Annotated in this window: 11 protein-coding genes; 5 read left to right on the top strand and 6 right to left on the bottom strand. The window is 68.9% G+C overall.

What is annotated here, in order from left to right:
- Positions 1-172 precede the first annotated feature (172 nt).
- Entirely contained in the window at positions 173-1,273 is a 1,101-nt protein-coding gene (gene ald / locus FV560_RS08285; RefSeq protein WP_159621047.1) for an alanine dehydrogenase, read from the top strand.
- A 34-nt stretch (positions 1,274-1,307) separates the two neighbouring features.
- Here ald and FV560_RS08280 read toward each other — a convergent pair whose 3' ends face one another.
- On the bottom strand, positions 1,308-2,291 hold the full coding sequence (locus tag FV560_RS08280) for a cation diffusion facilitator family transporter (RefSeq protein WP_159621046.1): 984 nt from the start codon (positions 2,289-2,291) through the stop codon (positions 1,308-1,310).
- Positions 2,292-2,395: 104 nt separating this feature from the next.
- Between FV560_RS08280 and FV560_RS08275 the strand changes: the two genes are divergently transcribed.
- Together FV560_RS08275 and FV560_RS08270 are read left to right on the top strand one after the other, a co-directional pair.
- Complete coding sequence (locus tag FV560_RS08275; protein ID WP_159621045.1) at positions 2,396-4,693, top strand: heavy metal translocating P-type ATPase; 2,298 nt, start codon at positions 2,396-2,398, stop codon at positions 4,691-4,693.
- Positions 4,694-4,890: 197 nt separating this feature from the next.
- A complete protein-coding gene (locus FV560_RS08270; RefSeq protein WP_159621044.1) occupies positions 4,891-12,657 on the top strand; it encodes a purple acid phosphatase family protein in 7,767 nt (2,588 codons plus the stop codon).
- 104 nt (positions 12,658-12,761) lie between these two features.
- Here FV560_RS08270 and FV560_RS08265 read toward each other — a convergent pair whose 3' ends face one another.
- Positions 12,762-13,727 (bottom strand): diacylglycerol/lipid kinase family protein, encoded by a 966-nt coding sequence (locus FV560_RS08265; RefSeq protein WP_159621043.1) that lies wholly within the window; start codon positions 13,725-13,727, stop codon positions 12,762-12,764.
- 115 nt (positions 13,728-13,842) lie between these two features.
- Between FV560_RS08265 and FV560_RS08260 the strand changes: the two genes are divergently transcribed.
- A complete protein-coding gene (locus tag FV560_RS08260; RefSeq protein WP_235020004.1) occupies positions 13,843-14,754 on the top strand; it encodes a ribokinase in 912 nt (303 codons plus the stop codon).
- Positions 14,755-14,827: 73 nt separating this feature from the next.
- Here the strand turns inward: FV560_RS08260 and FV560_RS08255 are convergent, their stop codons facing one another.
- Positions 14,828-16,396 carry a patatin-like phospholipase family protein gene (locus tag FV560_RS08255; RefSeq protein WP_159621041.1) on the bottom strand — a complete coding sequence of 523 codons (1,569 nt, stop codon included), beginning with the start codon at positions 16,394-16,396 and terminating at the stop codon, positions 14,828-14,830.
- A 243-nt stretch (positions 16,397-16,639) separates the two neighbouring features.
- Here FV560_RS08255 and FV560_RS08250 point away from each other — a divergent pair, with 243 nt between their 5' ends.
- The gene (locus FV560_RS08250; protein WP_159621040.1) at positions 16,640-16,921 is read left to right on the top strand and encodes a HesB/IscA family protein; all 282 of its coding nucleotides are present in this window, start codon (positions 16,640-16,642) and stop codon (positions 16,919-16,921) included.
- 88 nt (positions 16,922-17,009) lie between these two features.
- Here FV560_RS08250 and FV560_RS08245 read toward each other — a convergent pair whose 3' ends face one another.
- From FV560_RS08245 to FV560_RS08235, 3 genes are read right to left on the bottom strand one after another with little or no spacing between them, the layout of a single operon-like run.
- Positions 17,010-19,034, bottom strand: a complete 2,025-nt coding sequence (locus tag FV560_RS08245; RefSeq protein ID WP_159621039.1) for a thioredoxin domain-containing protein — start codon at positions 19,032-19,034, stop codon at positions 17,010-17,012.
- 27 nt (positions 19,035-19,061) lie between these two features.
- The gene (locus tag FV560_RS08240; protein WP_159621038.1) at positions 19,062-19,715 is read right to left on the bottom strand and encodes an NAD(P)-dependent oxidoreductase; all 654 of its coding nucleotides are present in this window, start codon (positions 19,713-19,715) and stop codon (positions 19,062-19,064) included.
- Positions 19,660-20,646 (bottom strand): EamA family transporter, encoded by a 987-nt coding sequence (locus tag FV560_RS08235; RefSeq protein WP_159621037.1) that lies wholly within the window; start codon positions 20,644-20,646, stop codon positions 19,660-19,662. Before FV560_RS08235 ends, FV560_RS08240 begins: the two co-directional genes overlap by 56 nt.
- Positions 20,647-20,692: the final 46 nt, after the last annotated feature.

Raw genomic sequence — 20,692 nt, 5'->3', positions numbered from 1 at the left:
GCGGAACGCCGCAGGGGGGTGTTCCGCACCCGGGGCAGGGGCGAGACTGCTCAGGGCGAGGCAGCACCTGCCTGCGGTGGCGCTGGAGCGGGCCCGGTGCGACGCTGTCAGTGCCCGGACCTGGGCGCCCGAGTTCATAGGCCCACCACCCCGGGCCGGAGAGCGAGTGCTGATGCGCGTCGGTGTCGTCTCTGAAATCAAGAACAACGAGTACCGTGTCTCGGCCACCCCGGCCGGTGTCCACGAACTGGTCGGCCACGGGAACGAGGTACGGGTGCAGGCCGGCGCCGGACTCGGATCCGCTTTCGACGACGAGGTTTACCAGCGCGCGGGAGCCGAGATCGCTACCGAGGCGGGCGCGGTCTGGGAGTGGGCCGACCTGGTGCTCAAGGTGAAGGAGCCGGTGGCACGCGAGTACGGCTACCTGCGTGAGGGGCTGACGCTCTTCACCTACCTGCATCTGGCTGCTGATGAGGAACTGACCCGGGCGTTGCTCACCTCCGGTGCCACCGCCATCGCCTACGAGACCGTCCAGATGCCGGGTGGGGCGCTCCCGCTGCTGGCGCCGATGAGCGAGGTTGCCGGACGTCTGGCCACCCAGGTCGGTTCCTTCCATCTCATGCGTCCCCACCGTGGCCGGGGCCAGCTGCTGGGCGGAGTTCCGGGTACCCCGCGCGGTGAGGTGCTCATCATCGGCGGCGGTGTCGCCGGCGAGCAGGCGGCGACGATCGCGGTCGGCATGCAGGCCCGCGTCACGATCGCCGACGTCTCCCTTCCCCGGCTGCGGTCGCTCGACGATCGATTCGGCACCCGGATTCAGACCGCCCGCTCCAGTCCGTACATCATTGCTGAGCAGATCCGTCAGGCCGACCTGGTCATCGGGGCGGCGCTGGTCCCCGGGGCACACGCACCCACCCTGGTCACTGACGAGATGGTGGCCACGATGCGACCAGGGTCGGTTCTCGTCGATATCGCCATCGATCAGGGCGGATGCTTCGAGGGGTCCCGGCCCACGACCCACGACAACCCGGTCTTCGCCGTGCATGAGTCGCTCTACTACTGCGTGGCGAACATGCCCGGAGCAGTTCCGATCACCTCCACCATCGCGCTGACGAACGCCACCCTTCCCTATGCCCTGACGATCGCCGACGCCGGCTGGGCCGGTGCCGTCGATGCCGATCCGGCGCTCGCGTCCGGTGTGAACGTGACTGCAGGACGGCTCGTCAACCCAGCAGTCGGCGCCGCCCACGGAATCGAGACAGGGCGGCTCTGAGCGTGTGAGGCGGAGCAGGGCCGGACATGCATCGTCAGGCGTGAACCGCGCCCTCGTGGCGCAGGTGCCCGGCGGGTTCAAGCTGGAAGGTGCAGTGGGCGACGTCGAAATGCCCCTCCAAGCACTCGGCCAGGGCGTCCAGGGTGTCGCACTCCAGCTGGGCGCGCTCGGTGCCGGATGCCTCGCCCACATCGATCACCACGTGTGCCGATAGCACCGGTACCCCGCTCGTGATGGTCCAGGCGTGTAGATCGTGCACGTCCTCGACGGCAGGGAGGTCGGTGATGTGCCTGCGCACCGTGTCCAGATCGATCCCGCGCGGGGTCGACTCGAGCAGCACTCCTGCCACGTCCTTGAGCAGTGCCAGGGCGCGAGGGAGGATCAGCAGGCCGATCGCGAAGGAGGCCACGGCGTCCGCCCGGGTCCAGCCGGTGGTCATGATCACCACGCCCGCCACGATCACCGCCACGGAGCCGATCAGATCGCCGAAGACCTCGAGATAGGCGCCGCGCATGTTGAGGCTCTCGCCGCGTGCACTCGTGAGCAGCAGCAAGGACACGAGGTTGGCGACGGCTCCGACCACGGCCGCCACCAGCATCGGCGTGGTCTGGATCTCCGGTTCGCTGCCCCAGCGAGTGAACGCCTCGCGGATCACCAGCACCCCGACGGCGCACAGCACCATCGCATTGATCATCGCCGCAAGCACCTCGGCCCGCTGCCACCCGAACGTCTTCGCCTGCGTCGGAGGTCGCGTCGCCAGGTGGGCGGCGACGAGAGCGATCGCCACGCCCGCCGAGTCGGTGAGCATGTGCCCGGCGTCCGCGAGCAGTGAGAGGGATCCTGAGATCCATGCGCCGAGCGCCTGGGCGACCATCGCCGTCAGTGTGATGCCCAGCACCAGCTGGAGCCGGCGCCGGTTCGCCTGTGTCGCGGTGACGGCGTGGTCGTGGTGTCGACGGTTCTCGCGGGAGTGGTTGTGGTCGCCCGCCCCTGCGTCGCCATCGCTCGCGCGTGCCATCTCGTTCTCCCGTGTTCGACTGTCCAGTCCTTGCACACCATACCGCCTAGGGGTATCTTCTCCATACCCCCTAGAGGTATCCTGGGGCTGTGAAGGAGACAACGATGAGCACCACTGACCAGACGCAGGGCGAGCTACAGCGCATCGAGCTGGGGATCGGCGGGATGACCTGCGCCTCGTGTGCTGCACGGGTTGAGAAGCGCCTCAATCGGCTCGCAGGAGCGAGCGCCAGCGTCAACTACGCCACGGAGAAGGCCCGGATCTTCCACCCGCCGAGCATCACCGTCCCCGAGCTCATCGCAGCAGTCGAGCAGGCCGGATACAGCGCCCATGAGATGCACGCGCCCGGAACCCCCGACGGCGGAGCTTCAGCCGCCGGGTCAGGTGCGGCCGGGCAGCAGGAGGAGCAGGAGCAGGCCGGCCCGCACAGTCTCGCCGCGATGCGTCACCGGCTCATCGTCAGCGCGCTGCTCTCGGTCCCGGTGATCGTGCTCGCCATGGTGCCGGCGCTGCAGTTCACGAACTGGCAGTGGCTCTCCCTCGTGCTGGCCGCCCCGGTGGTGGTGTGGGGAGCTGCTCCCTTCCACCGTGCCGCCTGGACCAATCTCAAGCACGGCGCCGCCACGATGGACACTCTCATCTCGATGGGCACCTCGGCGGCGTTCGCGTGGTCGGTGTGGGCGTTGTTCTTCGGCACCGCCGGTCACCCCGGGATGACGCACCCGTTCTCCTTCACACTCGGATCCGCCGACCCCTCCGGTGCCCTCTATCTCGAGGTGGCAGCCGGCGTGACCACCTTCATCCTCGCCGGCCGGTATTTCGAGCTGCGCGCGCGCCGCAACGCCGGTGCGGCCCTGCGAGCCCTGCTCGATCTGGGCGCCAAGGACGTCGCGATCCGGCACGGTGGTCGGGAGATCCGCCGCCCGGTGAGTGAGCTGGCCGTCGGGGACGAGTTCGTGGTCCGCCCGGGTGAGACCATCGCCACCGACGGTGAGGTGATCGAGGGGCGCTCCGCCGTCGACGTCTCGATGCTGACCGGAGAATCGGTGCCGGCCGAAGTGGAGGCGGGGGACGCCGTCGTGGGTGCCTCGGTGAACGTGGGCGGCCGGCTCGTGGTGCGTGCGACCCGGATCGGAGCGGACACCCAGCTCGCCCGGATCGCCGCGCTGGTGGAGGAAGCGCAGAACGGCAAGGCGGCCGTGCAGCGGCTCGCCGATCGCATCTCCGCGGTCTTCGTGCCGATCGTCATTCTGATCGCGTTGGCGACGTTGATCGTGTGGTGGGCCGTCTCGGGCGAACCTGCCAGCGCGTTCACGGCGGCGGTGGCCGTGCTCATCATCGCCTGCCCGTGCGCACTCGGGCTGGCCACCCCGACGGCGCTGCTCGTCGGTACCGGGAGAGGCGCCCAGCTCGGCATCCTGATCCGCGGCCCTGAGGTGCTCGAGTCCACCCGCGCCGTCGACACGGTCGTGCTGGACAAGACCGGCACCGTGACCACGGGCGCGATGGCGGTGCGCAGCGTGCACCCACTCGCCGGCACCAGCGAGGAGGAGGTGCTGCGTCTGGCCGGCGCCGTCGAGCACGCCTCCGAGCACCCGATCGGAGCGGCCGTGGCGCGGGAGGCGCAGGAACGGCTGGGCGAACTGCCCGCCGTCGCCGACTTCGAGAACCTCGCCGGGCGAGGCGTGCGCGGAGCGGTGGACGGCACGACCGTGCTCGTCGGACGGCCGTCGGTGCTCACCGACGAAGGATGGGATGTCACCGGTCTCGGCGCTGCCGTCGCACAGGCATCGACGGGTGGGGCGACCGTTGTCGCCGTCGGTGCCGACGGCGTGCTGCGCGGGCTCATCGAGGTGGGCGACACCGTCAAGGAGACGTCCGCCGAGGCTGTGCGGATGCTGCGCGGGCTCGGCCTCACCCCCGTGCTGCTGACAGGCGACAACAGGCGCGCCGCCGAGCAGGTGGCGGCCGAGGTGGGGATCGAGGAGGTCATCGCCGAGGTGCTCCCCGAGGAGAAGGTGAACCAGGTGCGGCGCCTGCAGGAGTCGGGCCGGGTGGTCGCGATGGTCGGTGACGGGGTGAACGATGCCGCCGCTCTCGCCACCGCCGACCTGGGACTGGCGATGGGTACGGGAACGGACGCTGCGATCGAGGCCAGCGACATTACCCTCGTGCGCGGCGACCTGCGGGCCGCCGCCGATGCGGTCCGCCTCTCCCGTCGTACCCTGGGCACCATCAAGGGCAATCTGTTCTGGGCGTTCGCCTACAACGTGGCGGCCATCCCGGTGGCAGCGCTCGGGCTGCTCAACCCGATGATCGCCGGCGCGGCGATGGCGTTCTCCTCGGTATTCGTGGTGACGAACAGCCTGCGGTTGCGCGGCTTCCGGTCCGCCACGCGCTGACGAGTTGGCGCTGTGGCGGGCGTCGCCGAGGGTGAATCGCAGGCTGCCATCGAAGTGTTCGCCACCCGTATACCAGGCGGATGGGCGCCGGACATCTTCCCTGTATTGACTACCGGGGTTGCCCGCGCACTCCAGCACCCTGTCGCGCCGATCACCAGCGCGTGGGCGACGTCGTGGCCGGCGCCGTGGAGATCTCGATGCCCCGCTTTGCCTCCTCCGCGATCGGCCTGGCACTCGCTGCTGGCCTGGTCATGGGCGCTCTCACGCCCGCCGCGGCAGCCGACCCGCTCGACGATGTCGAGGGTGACGGTACCGCTGACTCGCCCTATCTCATCGAGACGGCAGCCGAGTTCGTGGCAGTGGCCGACCAGATCAATACCGGTGACGCCGCCTGGATCGATGCGCATCTCGAACTCACCGCGAATCTCGACTTCGCCGGGCAGGAGTTCGGTGGCATCGACCGGTTCACCGGTGTGCTCGACGGTGCCGGGCACAGCATCCGCGACATCGTCTACGGACCGGGCGCGACGAGCAGCGAGCTGGGTCTGTTCCGTGAACTCGACGCCGCCGTCGTCCACGACCTCACCCTCGACGGCGTCAGTGCGCAGACCACCGCGGCCACACGCGTCGCGGGTGTCGCCGTCGTGGCCACGGGCGGGACCCGCATCGAACGCAATGCAATCCTCGGCGCCGCTCTGGTATCCGGGCATCAGTACACGGCCGGCATCACCACGAACGCACAAGACGGCGTCAGCATCGTCGACAACGCGATCGAAGGCGTCTTCGACTCCGCGCGGTACCCGAGCGCTGTGGTCGGGTACGGACGATACGACGTCCAGATCGAACGCAACCTGGTCGACGCCACCGTCGTCTCGGGTGGGTCACGCGCCCACGGTGCGATGCTGCTCGGATACGCCGGTGCCTACTCGGACACCTCGAAATCCGAGGTGGAGATCCTCGACAACATCCTGATCGGGGGCGAGGTGACCTACCGCGGGGGAGACAGCGGCATCGATCCTGCTCGGGTGGTCGGGGTCATCCGGAGCCCCGGAGTGGTGGCCGAGCGCAACGTGGCCGCCGACTCCATCCTGGTCGCCGGGGAGCGCCCCGAGACGCCTGGCGAGCACAACCGTCAGGGCGAGGACATCACCGCTGAGGAACTGCGCCGACAAGCCACGTACGAAGGGCTGGGCTGGCTCTTCCCTGACACCTGGCGGTGGGACGAGGATCGTGAACGTCCGGTGCCGGCGCTCTCCGGGACCGGCGCCGACCTTCCCGAACCCGAGCCGCTGCCCGAACCCGAGCCCGGGGAAGAGCTCACGGGCGTGGACGGACGGGGTACCGCGGCCGATCCCTATCAGATCGCCGACGCCGAGGACTTGATCGCCGTCACCGAGGCGATCAACAGCGACATGGCTACCTACGGCAGTGCACATGTGCGTCTCACCGCGAATATCGACTTCGGCGGTGGCGTGTTCGCCGGCATCGACTACTTCAGCGGTGTGTTCGACGGAGCGGGGCACAAGATCTTCAGCATCGGCGACTACGCCGTTCGTGACAGCGCGAACGGTGACCCTCAGCGCGGGTTCATCCACACGCTGGATGGCGGCACTGTCCGCGACCTCACCATCGATGGACTCCGCGTGACCGACCGCGGGAACGTCCGCGTGGCGGGAATTGCACTCGATGCCGTGAACGGCGCCGTGCTTGACGGCAACTCGGTGCTCGACGCCACCCTCATCTCCGGCAGCCAGTACGCGGCAGCTATCGCTGCCAGGGCGGAGGGCGCCGTCGTCACCGACAACTGGGTCACGGGAACCTTCGACAGCGCCCGCTACCCCGCCGCTGTCGTCGGCTACGCCCGGCACGGCTCCGAGATCAGCAGGAACCTGATCGATGCCACCGTCGTCTCGGGTGGGGCACGCGCACACGGTGCCATGGTGGTCGCCTACCAGGGTGGCGGCAGCGTGGTCGGAACGACCCGGATCACCGACAACGTGCTCTACGGCGGCGAGGTCACGTATCGCGGTGGGCGCCTGGCGATCGCACCCGGCCGCGTGGTCGCCATTCACCGCGCTGACGGATTCGAGGTCGAGAACAACCTCGCGCGGGAGACGATCCTGGTCGCCGGAGAGCTGCCGGACGCCCCCGGTGAGCGCAACATGCACGGCAGCGACACCAGCGCCGAGCAACTCGCCCAACAGGCAACCTACGAGGCACTCGGCTGGGACTTCTCCGGCCAGTGGACGTGGGACGTCTCCCGTGGCCACCCCGTGCCCGATCGCAAATACCTCCTGGGCGCCGGTACACACGAAGCTCCCTTCGAGATCCACAGCCCTGCTGACCTGCAGATGCTCGCCGATGGCCTCAACGGAGGCGACGCCACGCTCGAGGGCGACCGGCGATTCGTCCTCACCAGCGACCTCGACTTCTCCGGTCAGGACCCCTTCACCGGAATCGACCGTTTCGAGGGGGTGCTCGATGGTCAGGGTCACACCATCTCCGGTCTTCGATACGCCCCGAGCGGAGCGCACGACTCGCTCGGACTGGTGCGGACGCTCACAGGCACCATCCGGAACATGCAGTTCGACGATCTGGTCGTCGGCGACAGCACCGAGCCCGTCGCGGCTGTCGCGGTGCACGCTGCCGGTACCGCCTCACAGCGTGCCCTCATTGAGATGATCTCGGTCGACGTCACCATCGACGCCCCATCCTCTCCGCTGGCAGGCGGCCTCGCGGCCACCGCAGAGCACGCGGACGTGACCTTCAATGAGGTCGACGCCACGGTCGCGGCTGCGACTGCAGCGGCGGCCGTGGCCCGCGCCGGTGATGGCGCCCTGATCTCGACCCTCCTCGTCCACGGAGAGGTCACCGGAACCGAGTCGTCCGGCCTCGTGGTCGCCACTGTGCATGCGGGTGCCGAGGTGACCCGGAACATCGTGCTCGGTAGCGCCGTCACGGATGCCGACGGTGGCCGCGTGCTCGGTGACGTCAGTGCAGATGGATGGGATGCCGTCGAGAACCTGGCGAACGTCGAGACCACGGTCGGCGGCGAGACCGTCACGGGCCCCGGTGAGCGCGGACGGCACGGGATCGACGTCAGCGCCGATGATCTCGCTCTGCGCAGCACCTACGACGAGATCGGCTGGAGTTTCGTGGAGCACTGGCGGTGGGATCCGGAGACGGGCACCGCGTCGATCAAGCACACCGCACCCGAGGAGCTCCCGAACCGCATCACGACGACCTTCTATGGCGACCCGCGTACGCAGCGCGGGTTCTCGTGGTATCAGACCGTGGACACCGATGACGCGGCGGTACTGCTGAGTACCGACCCCTCGTTCCCCGTCGGGGAGTCGACCTTCCAGGTCACGGCAGACCAGGCGACGACACGCCACGACGAGTTGCACTACTCGGCGGTCGCCCACGGCCTCGTGCCCGGCAACACGTACTACTACCGCGTCGGCGACTCGCTCACCGGGGTATGGGCCGCCACCGGCGAGTTCGTGACTCCGACGTCAGGGAGCGAGGACTTCACCTTCGTCGACCTGACCGACACTCAGGCCAAGGCCGAAGAGGAAGCGACGTTGGCCGCCACCACGCTGCGCCACGCTCTGGCGACCGTGCCCGAGGCCGAGTTCATGGTGCACAACGGCGACGTGGTGCAGGACGGTCACATCGAGGATGACTGGTCCGACATGCTCGGCGCCGCGCAGGACAGCCTGCTCGCCACCACCATCGCCCCGGCTGCGGGCAACCATGAAGACCGGAACAGTTCCTTCGTCGATCACTTCACGCTGGAGGCCCCGAACGGTCAGAGCACCGAGACCGGCGCCTACTACGCCTACCGCTATCAGGGCGCTCACTTCATGGTTCTCAATACCAACGAGGATCCCGAGGAAGGGATCTCCGACGACCAGCTCCGCTGGCTGCGCGAGGAGGCCCAGGCGGCACGCGCAGACGGCGCCGACTGGTTGTTGCTCGTCATGCACAAGGGTCCCTACACGGCAGGCACTCACGCGACCGACGCCGAGATCCACGCGATGCGCGAGAAGTTGGTTCCGGTGATCGACGAGATCGGGATCGACCTCGTGTTCCAGGGCCACGATCACTACATGTCGCGCACTGAGGTGCTTCGCTACGATCCTGACGGCACGGCGTTCGCGAGCTCGGTGGAGACCTCGGTCATCACCGAGATCGTCGACGGGCACCGGTTCGAGTACACCGTCGATCCGGACGGGACGCTCTACTTCATGCCCAACACAGCGGGCGCCAAGCACTACGCGCAGATCGCCGAGGCGGAGATCTTCGACCTGGAGTCCTATCTGCGGCTCTTCGACCGACTCGGCACGCCGCGCGCCGGGACGGCCGAGACCTTCACCGCCGTCGACGTCACCGAGGAGCGGTTGACCGTCGAGGTGTACAACATCACCGACGGAGGTCAGCCTCGGCTCTCCGAAGGGTTCGGCATCGACCGCCAGCTGACGGGTGTCGAGGGGCTGATCGCGGGCCTCCCGGCCGCCGAGAGCGTCACGCTCGACGACCAGGCGCTCGTCGAGGCAGCGAGGGACGCCGTCGACGCCCTCACCAGCGGCCAACGGGATGTGCTCGACCTCGCGCGACTGGAGGCGGCGGAACTGAGGTTGCGTGAGTTGCGTGGGCTCGTCTCTACCGACGGCACCACCCTCGCGTGGGCCGACCCTGAGGCAACTGCGCGCGAATCGATCACCGTCCGTAACGACACCGCGCGCGACTTCCGTGATGTACCCGTGCGGCTGACCATCGCCGACACCCCAGACGTCGCCGCGGACGAACTCGCCTTCGCCGCAGCAGACGGCGCCTTCCTCGACCATGAGGTGGAGCACTGGAATCCGGGCGAGTCCAGCACCATCTGGGTGCGGATGCCGCGACTGGCCGCCGGCTCGGTCGCGGTGCTGTGGGCCTATTTCAGCGGCGGCGATGAGGGCAACGACCCCACCGAGGTATGGAGCGCCGACTACGCGCTCGTCGAGCATTTCGACGGGACCACGACGGCGGGCCAGACCCGGGTCGACTCCACCGGGCAGCACACCGGCACCTTGTTCGGGGCCGATCTGAGCGCAGAGGCGACTGCGGGTGGGGCGCTCGCAAGCCGCTTCGAGGGATCCCTCTTGCAGTACCCGGGCAACGTGGGAGGGGGGCATCAGACCATCTCCGTGAGCGGCATCTACTCGTTCACCGACGAGGATGTCCTCGCGGGCGGCCAGGACGGCACGATCGTCGCCAAGGAGGACCCGGCAGGCGACACACCGTCGGCGTTCCTGCAACGGCTGAGCGGGGGAGAAGGGGCGGTGCGGACGACCCTGGGCTCCTCGGAGTTCACGGCCACCGTTCCGGCCGACGGCGAACCTCACCTGGTCACCCAGCTCTATGACGGCATGACCTACGCGGTGTTCGTCGACGGCGTGCAGCAGTACGAGACGATGGCCGAACGTCGGCCGACGCGAAGCGACTTCGGCGTCCTCACCACTATCGGTGCGCTATCGGCAGAGGACGACTCGCTCGTCGCGCCGTTCCACGGCACCATCGAGGAGGTGCAGATCGCGAGTGCTCCCGTTCTGCCCGAGTTCGAGCGGTTCCGCTATGCGAACTACTTCGGAGACGCCGTCCGTCACGGCGAACGCACCGAGCGCTCGCAGGACGGGCTGTCCCTGATCGCTGACAGCGCCGCCCCGGACCGTGAGATCGAGGCCGGGCTCGTTCCGATCACCGGTGCGCTCTCCCACCGAGCCGAGATCACGGCCACCGTCGGAGATCGCATCGTCTTCCAGGAGACCGTCGAGGCGGGCATCTTCATGCTCGACGTGCCGGTCCACCTGCCTGGCGAGCAGGATGTCTCGTTGGTGGCGGCACTCGGGGACGATACGGCGGGGGCCACCGTTTCCCTCAGTGTGACCGACACGGCGGCTCCGGAACAGCCTGAGGTGGATACCGAGCGGGTCAATGCCGCCACCGACGAGGTGCGCCTGAGCGCCACTATGGGCAGCGACGATCGTGAGCCCGTTGAGGCGCGATTCTTCATGAACGAGGCGGTCGACCTGACCGAGGCGAACGTGAGTGTGCGCACCGGTGCCACCGAGGACCGGGTGCCCACGTCACTGACACCCGAGTCCGGCGAGGCGGTACAAGATCTCCTCCCGGAGACGGTCGGCGAGGATGCGAATCCCTACCAGATCTACTCCATCGCGCTGACCCCAGAGCAGGCTGCCGAAGAGACCTTCCACCTCAGTTGGACCGGAACCGGCGACGACCGTCGCATCTCCGCCTGGGTGTGGGACCACACGGCCGGGAGCTGGTTGGTGAAGGACAGTGAAGCGGACATCTCCGGAGGTGAGGTCTCGCTGGACATCACCGCCCTCGCGACGGAGAACGCCGTCGGGCCCGACGCTGAGCTCCAGGTGCTGATCTGGCGAGGTCTCGTGACTGAGCCGTTCGGCGACCGCGTGCACGAGCAGTACCCGGACCGTTCCGACTTCGACTGGAGCTTCAGCCATGTGCCGGACACCCAGCTCTACGCCGAGTCCACGCCGTGGATGATGACCGAGATGTTCGAGCACCTCGTCGACAACGCCGACGAACGTCAGACCGAACTCGTGATCCATGCCGGTGACTGGGTTAACCGTGAGTATCTGCGGGACGAGTACCAGTGGAGCGACGCGGAACCTTCAGCCCGTGCACTTGAGGAGGCTGGAATCCCGCTGATGGTCTCGTGGGGCAACCACGACTACTCCGAGGACCGCAACGGTCGCCTGATGCTCCAGCAGTACTTTCCGATGTCCCGCTTCCAGGACAACGTCGAGGACACGCCCTTCACCTTCGGTGGGCACTACGACATCGACAACTACTACTACACGGCAGAGATGGAGGGGGCGCAGCTGCTGTTCCTCGCGCTCAGCTACTGGTCGGCGAACACCGACGATGACCCGGGCATCCAGTGGGCGAGGGAAGTCATCGAAGCACATCCCGAACACACGGTGATCCTGGCCACGCACGACTACATGTTTGCCCGTGACGCGAACGATCCGTACACGAACCCGCGGATCAACGATCAACTCGTCGATCCCTACCCGAACGTGGCGCTCGTGCTTGCCGGCCACAACTCCGGAAGCTATGTGGCTGCTCGGGAGACCGATCACGGCACCACGTCCTACGGTCTGCTCACCGACTACCAGACGCGCCCGTGGGGTGGTCACGAGTTCTACAAGAACCTCAGTGTGGATGCGGAGAACGGTCTTCTGTACGTGAACACGTACTCGCCGTGGCTGGACTCATGGACCTCGGACGGGCGCTGGCATTCCCCCATCTCCTCGGAGGACGTGCCTGGGTTCCACGGTGACGACTCGGAGAACTTCGTCCTCGAGCTCGACCTCGGTGGTGCTGGCGATCACCGCACCCTCGGCGCGCGCGGGCTCAGCCTGGACGTCGGCGCACCGACACCAGTGGGTGAGGCGCAGACGGTTGTCGGCACAGATGCTGCGGACGTCATCGTCGCTGATCTGGCACCGCAGGCCCGGCACGCGTGGTTCGCCGAGGTGACAGATGCTGCGGGGAACGTGTCGCGCAGCGCCACCACGGTGTTCTCGCTGGCGGCTCTGCCGGATCCGGCTCCCGATCCGGAACCCACCGAGCCGGGCAGCCCGGGCGAGGATGACGCTGACCCAGGTGATGGGCAGGGTGACACTGACCCAGGTGATGGGCAGGGTGACACTGACCCAGGTGATGGGCAGGGTGGCGCCGACCCGGGAGATGGGCACGGCGGCGCCGACCCGGGAGATGGCGGGCAGACGGACGGCTCCGGTACGGACGGTGAGCTCTCCGAGACCGGGGTCGGTGTGCCGATGCTGCTCTGCCTCGTTGCCCTGGGGCTGCTCGTGAGCGGGGCCGCAGTGCTGATGATCAGACGACACCAGCGGCCCGGTCACGGCTGATCCGTCCGCAGCATGGTGGTGCCGACTCGGTCGGGTCGGCACCACCTGTGCGCCAGGGACGACAGGCACAGTACTCGGGCCCGCCAGATTCCTCGGTGGCCCGCCTACGTGCAGATCAGTAGCGACGCCTGCTGCACCTGCGCGTGCAGTGCGACGACCTTGCCCAGGTACTCGCCATCCACTTGAAAGTGCTCCGGTCGACGCAGCACGACCCGCACGTCCTTGGTGCGGCGCAGCTGGACCGCTTCGCCGGTCCGCAACGGCCGGCGCTTGCCGGTCCGTCGGCGAACCTGACGTACCAGCGAGTTCTCCTGCACGAACCACGACGCGACCTCACTCCAGGTGCGCGCATCATCGGCGTGCAGCATCAGGACGTCCAGTTCGCCGTCGTCGACCTCGGCGTCCGGCAGCAGCACCAGCCCGGCCGGCAGAGCACCGCCGTTGGCGATGGCCAAGGTGAGCAGCCGGGCCTCTTGCGGCGCTGCGCCGTCCAGGGAATGCGTGACGTCGAGCCGGTCCGGGCGGGTGACACCCCGGGTCACCCCGGCCACGTAGGCCAGCCACCCCAGATGTGCCTTCGCCTCGCTGGAGGTGTGCACCACCATCTGGGCGTCCACACCGAAACCGGCCAGGACCAGAAAGGTCCTGCTCGTGCGGTCCCCGTCTGCCAGGTCCACGCTCACCCGACCGGTGTCGACCCGCCGGTGCATCCCCGAGAACGAGACACGGAGCGCGGCCACCTGGTCCAGCACCGGCAGGCCCACGTTGCGGGCGAACAGATTCGTCGACCCGACCGGCCACACCCCGAGCGGCTGGTCCGTGCCGACAAGCATCTCCGCGACGGCCCGCACTGTCCCGTCACCGCCGGCAGCGATCACCACGTCCGCCTCGCCGGCGGACGCCTCGACCAGGCGCCTACGCAGGGAGGCTGCGTCGTCATCGGCATGGGTGGGCACCCAGACGGACGGGCCCCACCCAGCGCGCCGCTCCTCACGTGCCACGATGCGCCGCCAGCGCTCACCGGTGAGCTTCTCCGGGTGGTAGACCACGGCAGCCATCGGTAGCGTCATCGTGCCTCCCTCCCAAGCCCCGGCTTCTGGTGCCAGTATCCGTCATCGGGCGGGTGGTGCGTGCGTTCCGGCGTAGTCTTCCCCGGTACGGCAGTCGGAGGAAGAAGGAGAAGTGATGGGCGTCGTCGTGGTCGGCTCGGCGAATATGGACGTGGTGGCACGAGTACCGCGCATCCCCGGGCCGGGGGAGACGCTGCTGGCGCGATCCTTCGCACGCGGTGGCGGCGGCAAGGGTGCCAATCAGGCGGTGGCGGCCGCCCGTGCTGGTGGCGTCGAGACGGCGTTCGTCGGCGCGCTTGGCTCGGACGGGGACGGCCAGGCGTTGCGGGAGTCGCTCACCGGCTCCGGAGTCGACATGAGCGTCGTGGCCCAGTCGACCGAGCCGACCGGCACGGCCCTGATCTCGGTGGCCGACGACGGGGAGAACGCGATCGTCGTCGTCGGGGGCGCCAATGCCGACTTCACCGCGCTCGATGCCCGCCAGCAGCAGGTGATCGGGGCTGCCGACGTGCTGCTCGCCCAGCTCGAGATCGACGCCGACGTTGTCCTCGCGGCCGCACAGGCCCGCCGGGAGGGGGCGGTGTTCGTGCTGAACGCCGCACCCTCGCAGCCGCTCTCGGAGGCGATGTGGGCGCAGCTGGACGTGCTGGTGGTCAACGAGCACGAGGCCGCCGACCTGGCCGTCGCGCTCGGTGCGCCGGACCGGGGACTCGACGGCGCCGTCGACCTTCTTGCCGCAAGGGTCGGATCGCTGGTGGTGACCCTCGGCGGGGAAGGCTCCCTCGTGGTCGAGGGCGGTGAGCACACGCGGGTACCGGCCGTACCGGTCACTCCGGTGGACACCACCGGTGCCGGTGACACCTTCGTCGGCGTCCTCGGGGCACGCCTGGCCCTGGGCGACTCGCTCGTGGAGGCCGCCCGGTGGGGTTCAGTGGCAGCGGCACTCGCCGTTCAGCGTCCGGGTGCTCAGGACGGCGTCCCGTCCGCTGCCGAGGTGCGCACGGCGCATGCGAACGGACAGAACTAACGGCCCACGAGATCTCCGTGCCACATGGGGCACGCGAGTCCCCTCGGCCGTCGGTTCCGTTCCGGGTAGTGACTCAGGGGAGCCAGGCGGGAGCGGGCAGATCGTACGGATGGGCCTCCCAATCCCGCCACCAGCCGTCCGCCCCAGGCGGCAGCAACGCCGGGTCGGCGGCCACGACGGCGTCCCGCAGGTCGACCTTCAACCGCGCCACCAGGTCGAGGTCGGGGGAGGCGTCCTCACCCGTCTCCGTGCGGAGCGCATCAGCGTGGCCCTCGGCTGACTCCGGCTGCAGGACGGCATTCTCCACCGCCCAGATCCGCCGCCGGAGCTCGATGAGCGCGCGGGTGGCTGCTCGTTGCGTGGCGGAGGCGCCCGTGCAGACCTCGGCAGCGCGGATCCAGCCGTAGTCCATCGCGATGCGAATGAGGCCGGGGTCCACGGTGAGGATGTCGTGGATGTCGAGCTCGGGCTGGATGACGATGGCTCCGGCGGCATGGGCGCGGCGGACCTCATCGGCCTGGATCTCATCGGTCATCACCCCGAAGCCGGCGCGCATCACGATCTCCAGCATGTCCTTGTCCGCGAAACTCGATGCCGGGCTGAGCCCGGGGGGTGAGGCCACCACGGCGTAGCACCGGGTGACGCCCAGGTGATCGACCGCCACCTCCACGGGTAGGGACTCCCGTGCTCCGCCGTCGACGTAGTGCTCTGATCCGAGGCGGATGGGTGCGAACACGCTCGGGATAGCGCAGGAGGCACGGATGGCGGTCACGAGGTCGACCACCGGTTCGCCCGGGACGGGTTGATCGAGCCGGTCCCGGATCTGGCCGGTCTCGGTCACATACCGCAGCTCACCCGATTCCAGCGCGACCGCAGCGATGCGCAGCTTCACCCCGGAACCGGCCACGTGAGCCGGGTCGAACATCGCCGGGTCGACGAGGCGTTCCACCAGCGGTCCCGGGCGGAATGCTGCGCGCTCGGTCTGTGCCCCGCTCAGGATGAGGTCGACGTCGGTACTGGTGCGTCCCGCCTCCCACAGCGTGGCCATCGTGTCGAGGACGTTCGTCACCGACCATGACGGGCCCTGCTCCGGCGGTGTGCGCTGCGGGGGAGCTGCGTCCGGAGGGCGACGGCGCTCGCGCGGCTCGGAACGGCCTGCCCGGTTGTCACGGGAACCGGCGGTGCGGGCAGTGCGACCCGGGTTGCGGGTGCGGCCGGCCAGAGCATCCCGCGCGTCCCGATGACGCAGCGCCATGACCTTGCGCCAGGTGGGCATGTGCTCGTTCAGCTTGGTGAACCACTCCAGCTCGGCGAACATGTCGGCCGAGCTCTCCATGCTCAGCCACAACTGCCGCAGTTCGCCCACGGCCTGGTGCTGCTGGGTGCGAGTGGGATGCTGGGCGAGGACGGCCGCGAGGATCGACCCAGCGGAGGTTCCGGTGATCACAGACGGGGTGATGCCCTCGCGATCGTAGAGGTAGTCCAGTGCGCCGATCTCGAAGCTGGAGCGGGCGCCGCCGCCGGCGATCGCCAGGCCGACGACCTCGCGCTGCGATGGTTTCGGCAGGGCCGGGACCTGCCCGCCCAAGGCTGTGATGAGTCGATGGCGCAGGTGGTCGAGAGGACCGGACGGGCCAGGCATGCACCCAGAGTAGGTCACGTACTCCTGACCTGTCCGGATGGCGGAGTGGAGCCGGCTGTTCGCCCGAGTCCATCCGCACCACACCTACGTCCATCATGTGAGCCCAGTGATCTCGCGCACCGGACGGACCGGTTGCGGGTACCACCCCGAGGGTGTTTCGGTGGAGTGGTCCCCAGGCGCCACGCGTGTAGTGAGCACGTACTGCTCGTCAGCGTCTATGCCGAAGGAACGAGAGGGAGCATCATGCTCACCCTGACCGAGAACGCCCAGACCGCGATCAAGTCGATCACCGAGCAGGCCGGGCTCCCGGCCGAGGGTGGTGTCCGGATCGCGATGGCCGAGAGCGGCACCGAGCTCCAGCTGTCGCTGGTACCGGAGCCCCAGAACGAGGACCAGGTGATCGAGGAGGACGGTGCCCGCGTCTTCGTCGCCACCGAGACCTCGGAGCTGCTCGACACGCAGAAGCTCGACGCCAACCAGAGCGCCGAGGGCACCGGCTTCACGCTCACCAACCAGGAGGGCTGAGCCCCACCCGCGCACCAGCCAGACTCAGAATTGCTCGTCGATCTGGTCGCCGATCGAATCGGTCGGACCGCCAGATCGACGAGCAATTTTAGTTCGGGCCGCCGGTGAGCTGTCGGCGCAGATCTGCCACAGACGTCACCGGCAGGTCGCAGGTGAATCCGCGGCACACATAGGCAGCGGACCGGCCGTCCACGAGGCCGCGTCCTTCGAGCAGCGGGTGGGTGGTGTCAGTGCCCGCTGCGAGTACCAAGCCCGGACTCGTCGCAGCCCGCGCGACGGCGAGCATCTCCTGCGCGACGTCGTCCTCGCCGACCACCGCCACCTGCAGGGGACCGGCGACGGCCGCCTCAGCGACTGCGAGGAACCAGCCGGCGAACCGCGGGTCGGCGGAGATCGTCCGCGTGCCTGCAGCGAGTGCCCGCTCGGCCTCCTCCCGGCGGGATCCGGTCAGCGCCGAGTACGTCAGCAACGCCCCTGCCAACGACGACGTCCCGCACGGTTCGGCGTTGTCGCCCACCCCTTGTAGTCGCAGCACCAGGCGCTCGGCGTCGGCCGCGGTGTCGTAGAAACCCCCGCCCGGGGCGGAGAACTGGTCGACGGCGGAGCCCAGGATCTCTCCGGCCGCCTCCAGCCAGCGCATCCCACCGGTCGCCTGATGAAGCGCGAGCAAGCCTTCGGCGAGATTGCCGTAGTCGTCGGCCACCCCGGCCGGTTCGCCTGGGCGACCCTCGCGGGAGGCTCGGAGCACGCGGACCTGGCCCTGCGCCGTCGTGGGGTGTTGGGTATGCACAGCGAGCAGCAACTCGGCGCATGCGGTCGCAGCCTCCACCCACCCCGGCTCCTCCAACAGCGCGCCTGCCTCGGCCAGGGCGGCGATCGTCAGCCCGTTCCACGAGGTGACCACCTTGTCGTCCCTCGCCGGCTGCGGGCGCCGGGCCCTCGCCGTCAGCAAGTCTTCCCGCCACGCCGGCCACTCAGGAGGTGGCTCGGCCATCATCTGCAGCGTGGACGCGCCGCCCTCGAACGTCCCTGACTCGGTGACGCCCAGCAACTCGGCGGCACGAGCGCCGTCGGCGGCTCCGAGAACCTCGGCCAACTGCGCCGGGGTCCACACATACGTCAGGCCCTCGACGCCGTCGGTATCGGCATCGAGGGAGGCGGCGAACCCGCCCTCGGGAGTGCGCATCTCCCGCAGCAGGAACTCGGCCGTCTGGGCGACCACGCGGCGGGCGAGCGGGTCGCCGGTGGCTTGGTACCAGTGCAGGTAGAGCCGCAGCAGCAGGGCGTTGTCGTAGAGCATCTTCTCGAAGTGGGGGACCACCCAGGCCTGGTCCACGCTGTAGCGGGCGAACCCGCCGGCGAGCTGGTCGTAGATCCCACCGCGGGCCATCGCCGTGCACGTCCGGTTGACCAGATCCAGCGCCGCCTCGCTGCCCGTGCGGGCGTGGTGGCGCAGGAGGTGCTCGAGCGTCATCGACGGCGGGAACTTCGGGGAGGAACCGAACCCGCCGTGGCGGGTGTCGGCCTGAGCAGCCAGGCGCCCGACGGCGGAGGCCAGCATGGTCTCGTCCGGCACCTGGCCGGGCGGGTGGCCCGGAGCGTTGGGGTTGCCGGGATCGGTGGTGGCCTCGGTGGCTTCCTGCAGCCGGCGGGTGATCTGCTCGGCTCCGGTGAGGATCTCCTCGCGCCGCTCGGACCACACCTCGCTGATCGCCTGCAGCAGGCTGACGAACTGCGTGCGCGGGAAGTAGGTGCCGCAATAGAACGGCTCGCCGGCGGGGGTGAGGAGGCAGGTCATCGGCCACCCGCCCTGACCGGTCATCGCTTGGGTGGCCTGCATGTACACCGCGTCGACGTCCGGGCGCTCCTCCCGGTCCACCTTCACAGGAACGAAGAGCTCGTTCATCACGGCCGCGACCTGCTCGTCCTCGAAGGACTCGTGGGCCATCACGTGGCACCAGTGGCAGGCGGCGTATCCGACGGAGAGGAGGATGGGCACCTCGCGCTGCTTCGCCTCGGCGAATGCCGCCTCACCCCATTCGTGCCAGTGCACGGGGTTGTCTGCGTGCTGGAGCAGGTAGGGGCTGGTGGCCCGGCTGAGGCGGTTGGGCATACATCCAGCGTGACATGCCGGCTCCACTCACTCAGGTGGCAAGGGTGCCGATGCCACCGTGAGGTGGTGGTGGCGGGAGGGCAGCTCGATCTCGTCGAGCACGGCAACCGCGAGATCCTCGGCACTGATGCGTGAGATTCCGGTCGGGTCGATCAGCAGTGTCTGTGTACCGCGGCGGTAGCGCCCAGTCCGTTCGCCTGGTGCGAGCAGAGCGGGCGGGCTGAGGTAGGTCCAGTCCGCGTCCGGGTGACGTCGGCAGGCGTGCAGCTGACCGATGCTGGCAGCCGCGACGGCTCGTACCTGCGGCGGGACGTATCTTGGGTCGTCAGCCACCAGCAGGTCATGGTCGTGCGGGGTGCGCAGCGGTCCGGCGCCGCCGATCACCAGGACGCGGGTTCCGGAAGCCGCCGCCGCATCGAGAACGGAGGTGGTCATCCGCGCCAGGTTGGCTTCGGCACCGGGCTCGGCCCGAACAGCGAGGATGGCCGTGTCGGCATCGGCGAACAGCGACCGGAGTGAGTCCTTCTCGCCGGCGTCGGCGGTCACCCAGTGCACGGAGGCGAGGGTGGTCTGCGGGGCGCGGCCCCGGGAGACCCCGATGACATTGTGGCCGCGGCTCGCGGCCTCATGGACGACGCGATGTCCGACCATGCCGGAGGCGCCGATCACTGTGATCTTCATGCTGGTGGTCGCTTCCGATGGGGTTGAGCTGACCGGCGACGAGAGCCGCCAGAGCGAGGATGAAGCCGGCGAGCTGGGCCGGCGTGAAGGCCTCGCTGAGCACGAGCGCTCCGATGAGCGCCGCGACCAGCGGGGAGAGCAGGCCCAGCAACGCGATCGCGGTGACGGGCAATCGTCCGATGCCGCGGATCCAGAGGGCGTACGCGATGAAACCGCCGACGCTGCCCAGCCACAGGTATCCACCGATGGCAGGGGCGTCGATGACGGGCGGTAGCCCGTCGACCAGAATCATCAGCGGCAGCAGGATGAGCCCGCCCGCAGTGAGTTGCCAGCCAGTGAAGGCCAGTGGACCCACGTTCTCGGGGCGGCCCCAATGCTTGGTCAACGCCACGCCGAGGGCCATGCAACCGGCCGCCGTGAGCCCTGCAGCGACACCGGCCCCATCGAGGGCGGCGGCCGGTCCGAGGGCGACGAGCCCGACCCCGACGATGCCCGCGCCGCCCCAGCCGATCCGCCAGAACGAGGGAGGTTCGCGGAGCACGGCCACCGCCAACCCAGCCACGATCAGCGGTTGAACGGCACCGAGCGTTGCGGCGACACCACCCGGAAGGCGCTCGGCCGCAACGAAGAGCAGCGGGAGAAAGGCACCGATGTTCAAGGCCCCCAGAACACCTGCTTTCCACCACCATTGACCGCTGGGAAGGGTGCGGGTGAGCAGTATCAAGACCAGCCCACCGGGAAGCGCTCGCATCAATGCTGCGAAGATCGGGTGGTCGGGTGGGAGCAACTCCGTGGTCACCGCATAGGTGGTGCCCCATGCAGCGGGTGCGAGCGCGGTCACGACGATCAACGCCGCTGTGGAGATCCGCAGCGGCGCTCTCGTCGGGAGCCGAGACGTTTCGACGGGTGCGCGAGGTGCGTCGGTGGTCATGTGGAGAGTCTCGATTCCGCCGAATCAATATGTCCAACACATCGTT

Source organism: Ruania rhizosphaerae (assembly GCF_009805705.1).
Taxonomy (GTDB): Bacteria; Actinomycetota; Actinomycetes; order Actinomycetales; family Beutenbergiaceae; genus Ruania; species Ruania rhizosphaerae.
Note: the sequence above shows the minus strand (reverse complement) of the source record. Positions and strands in the feature narration are given on the sequence as shown.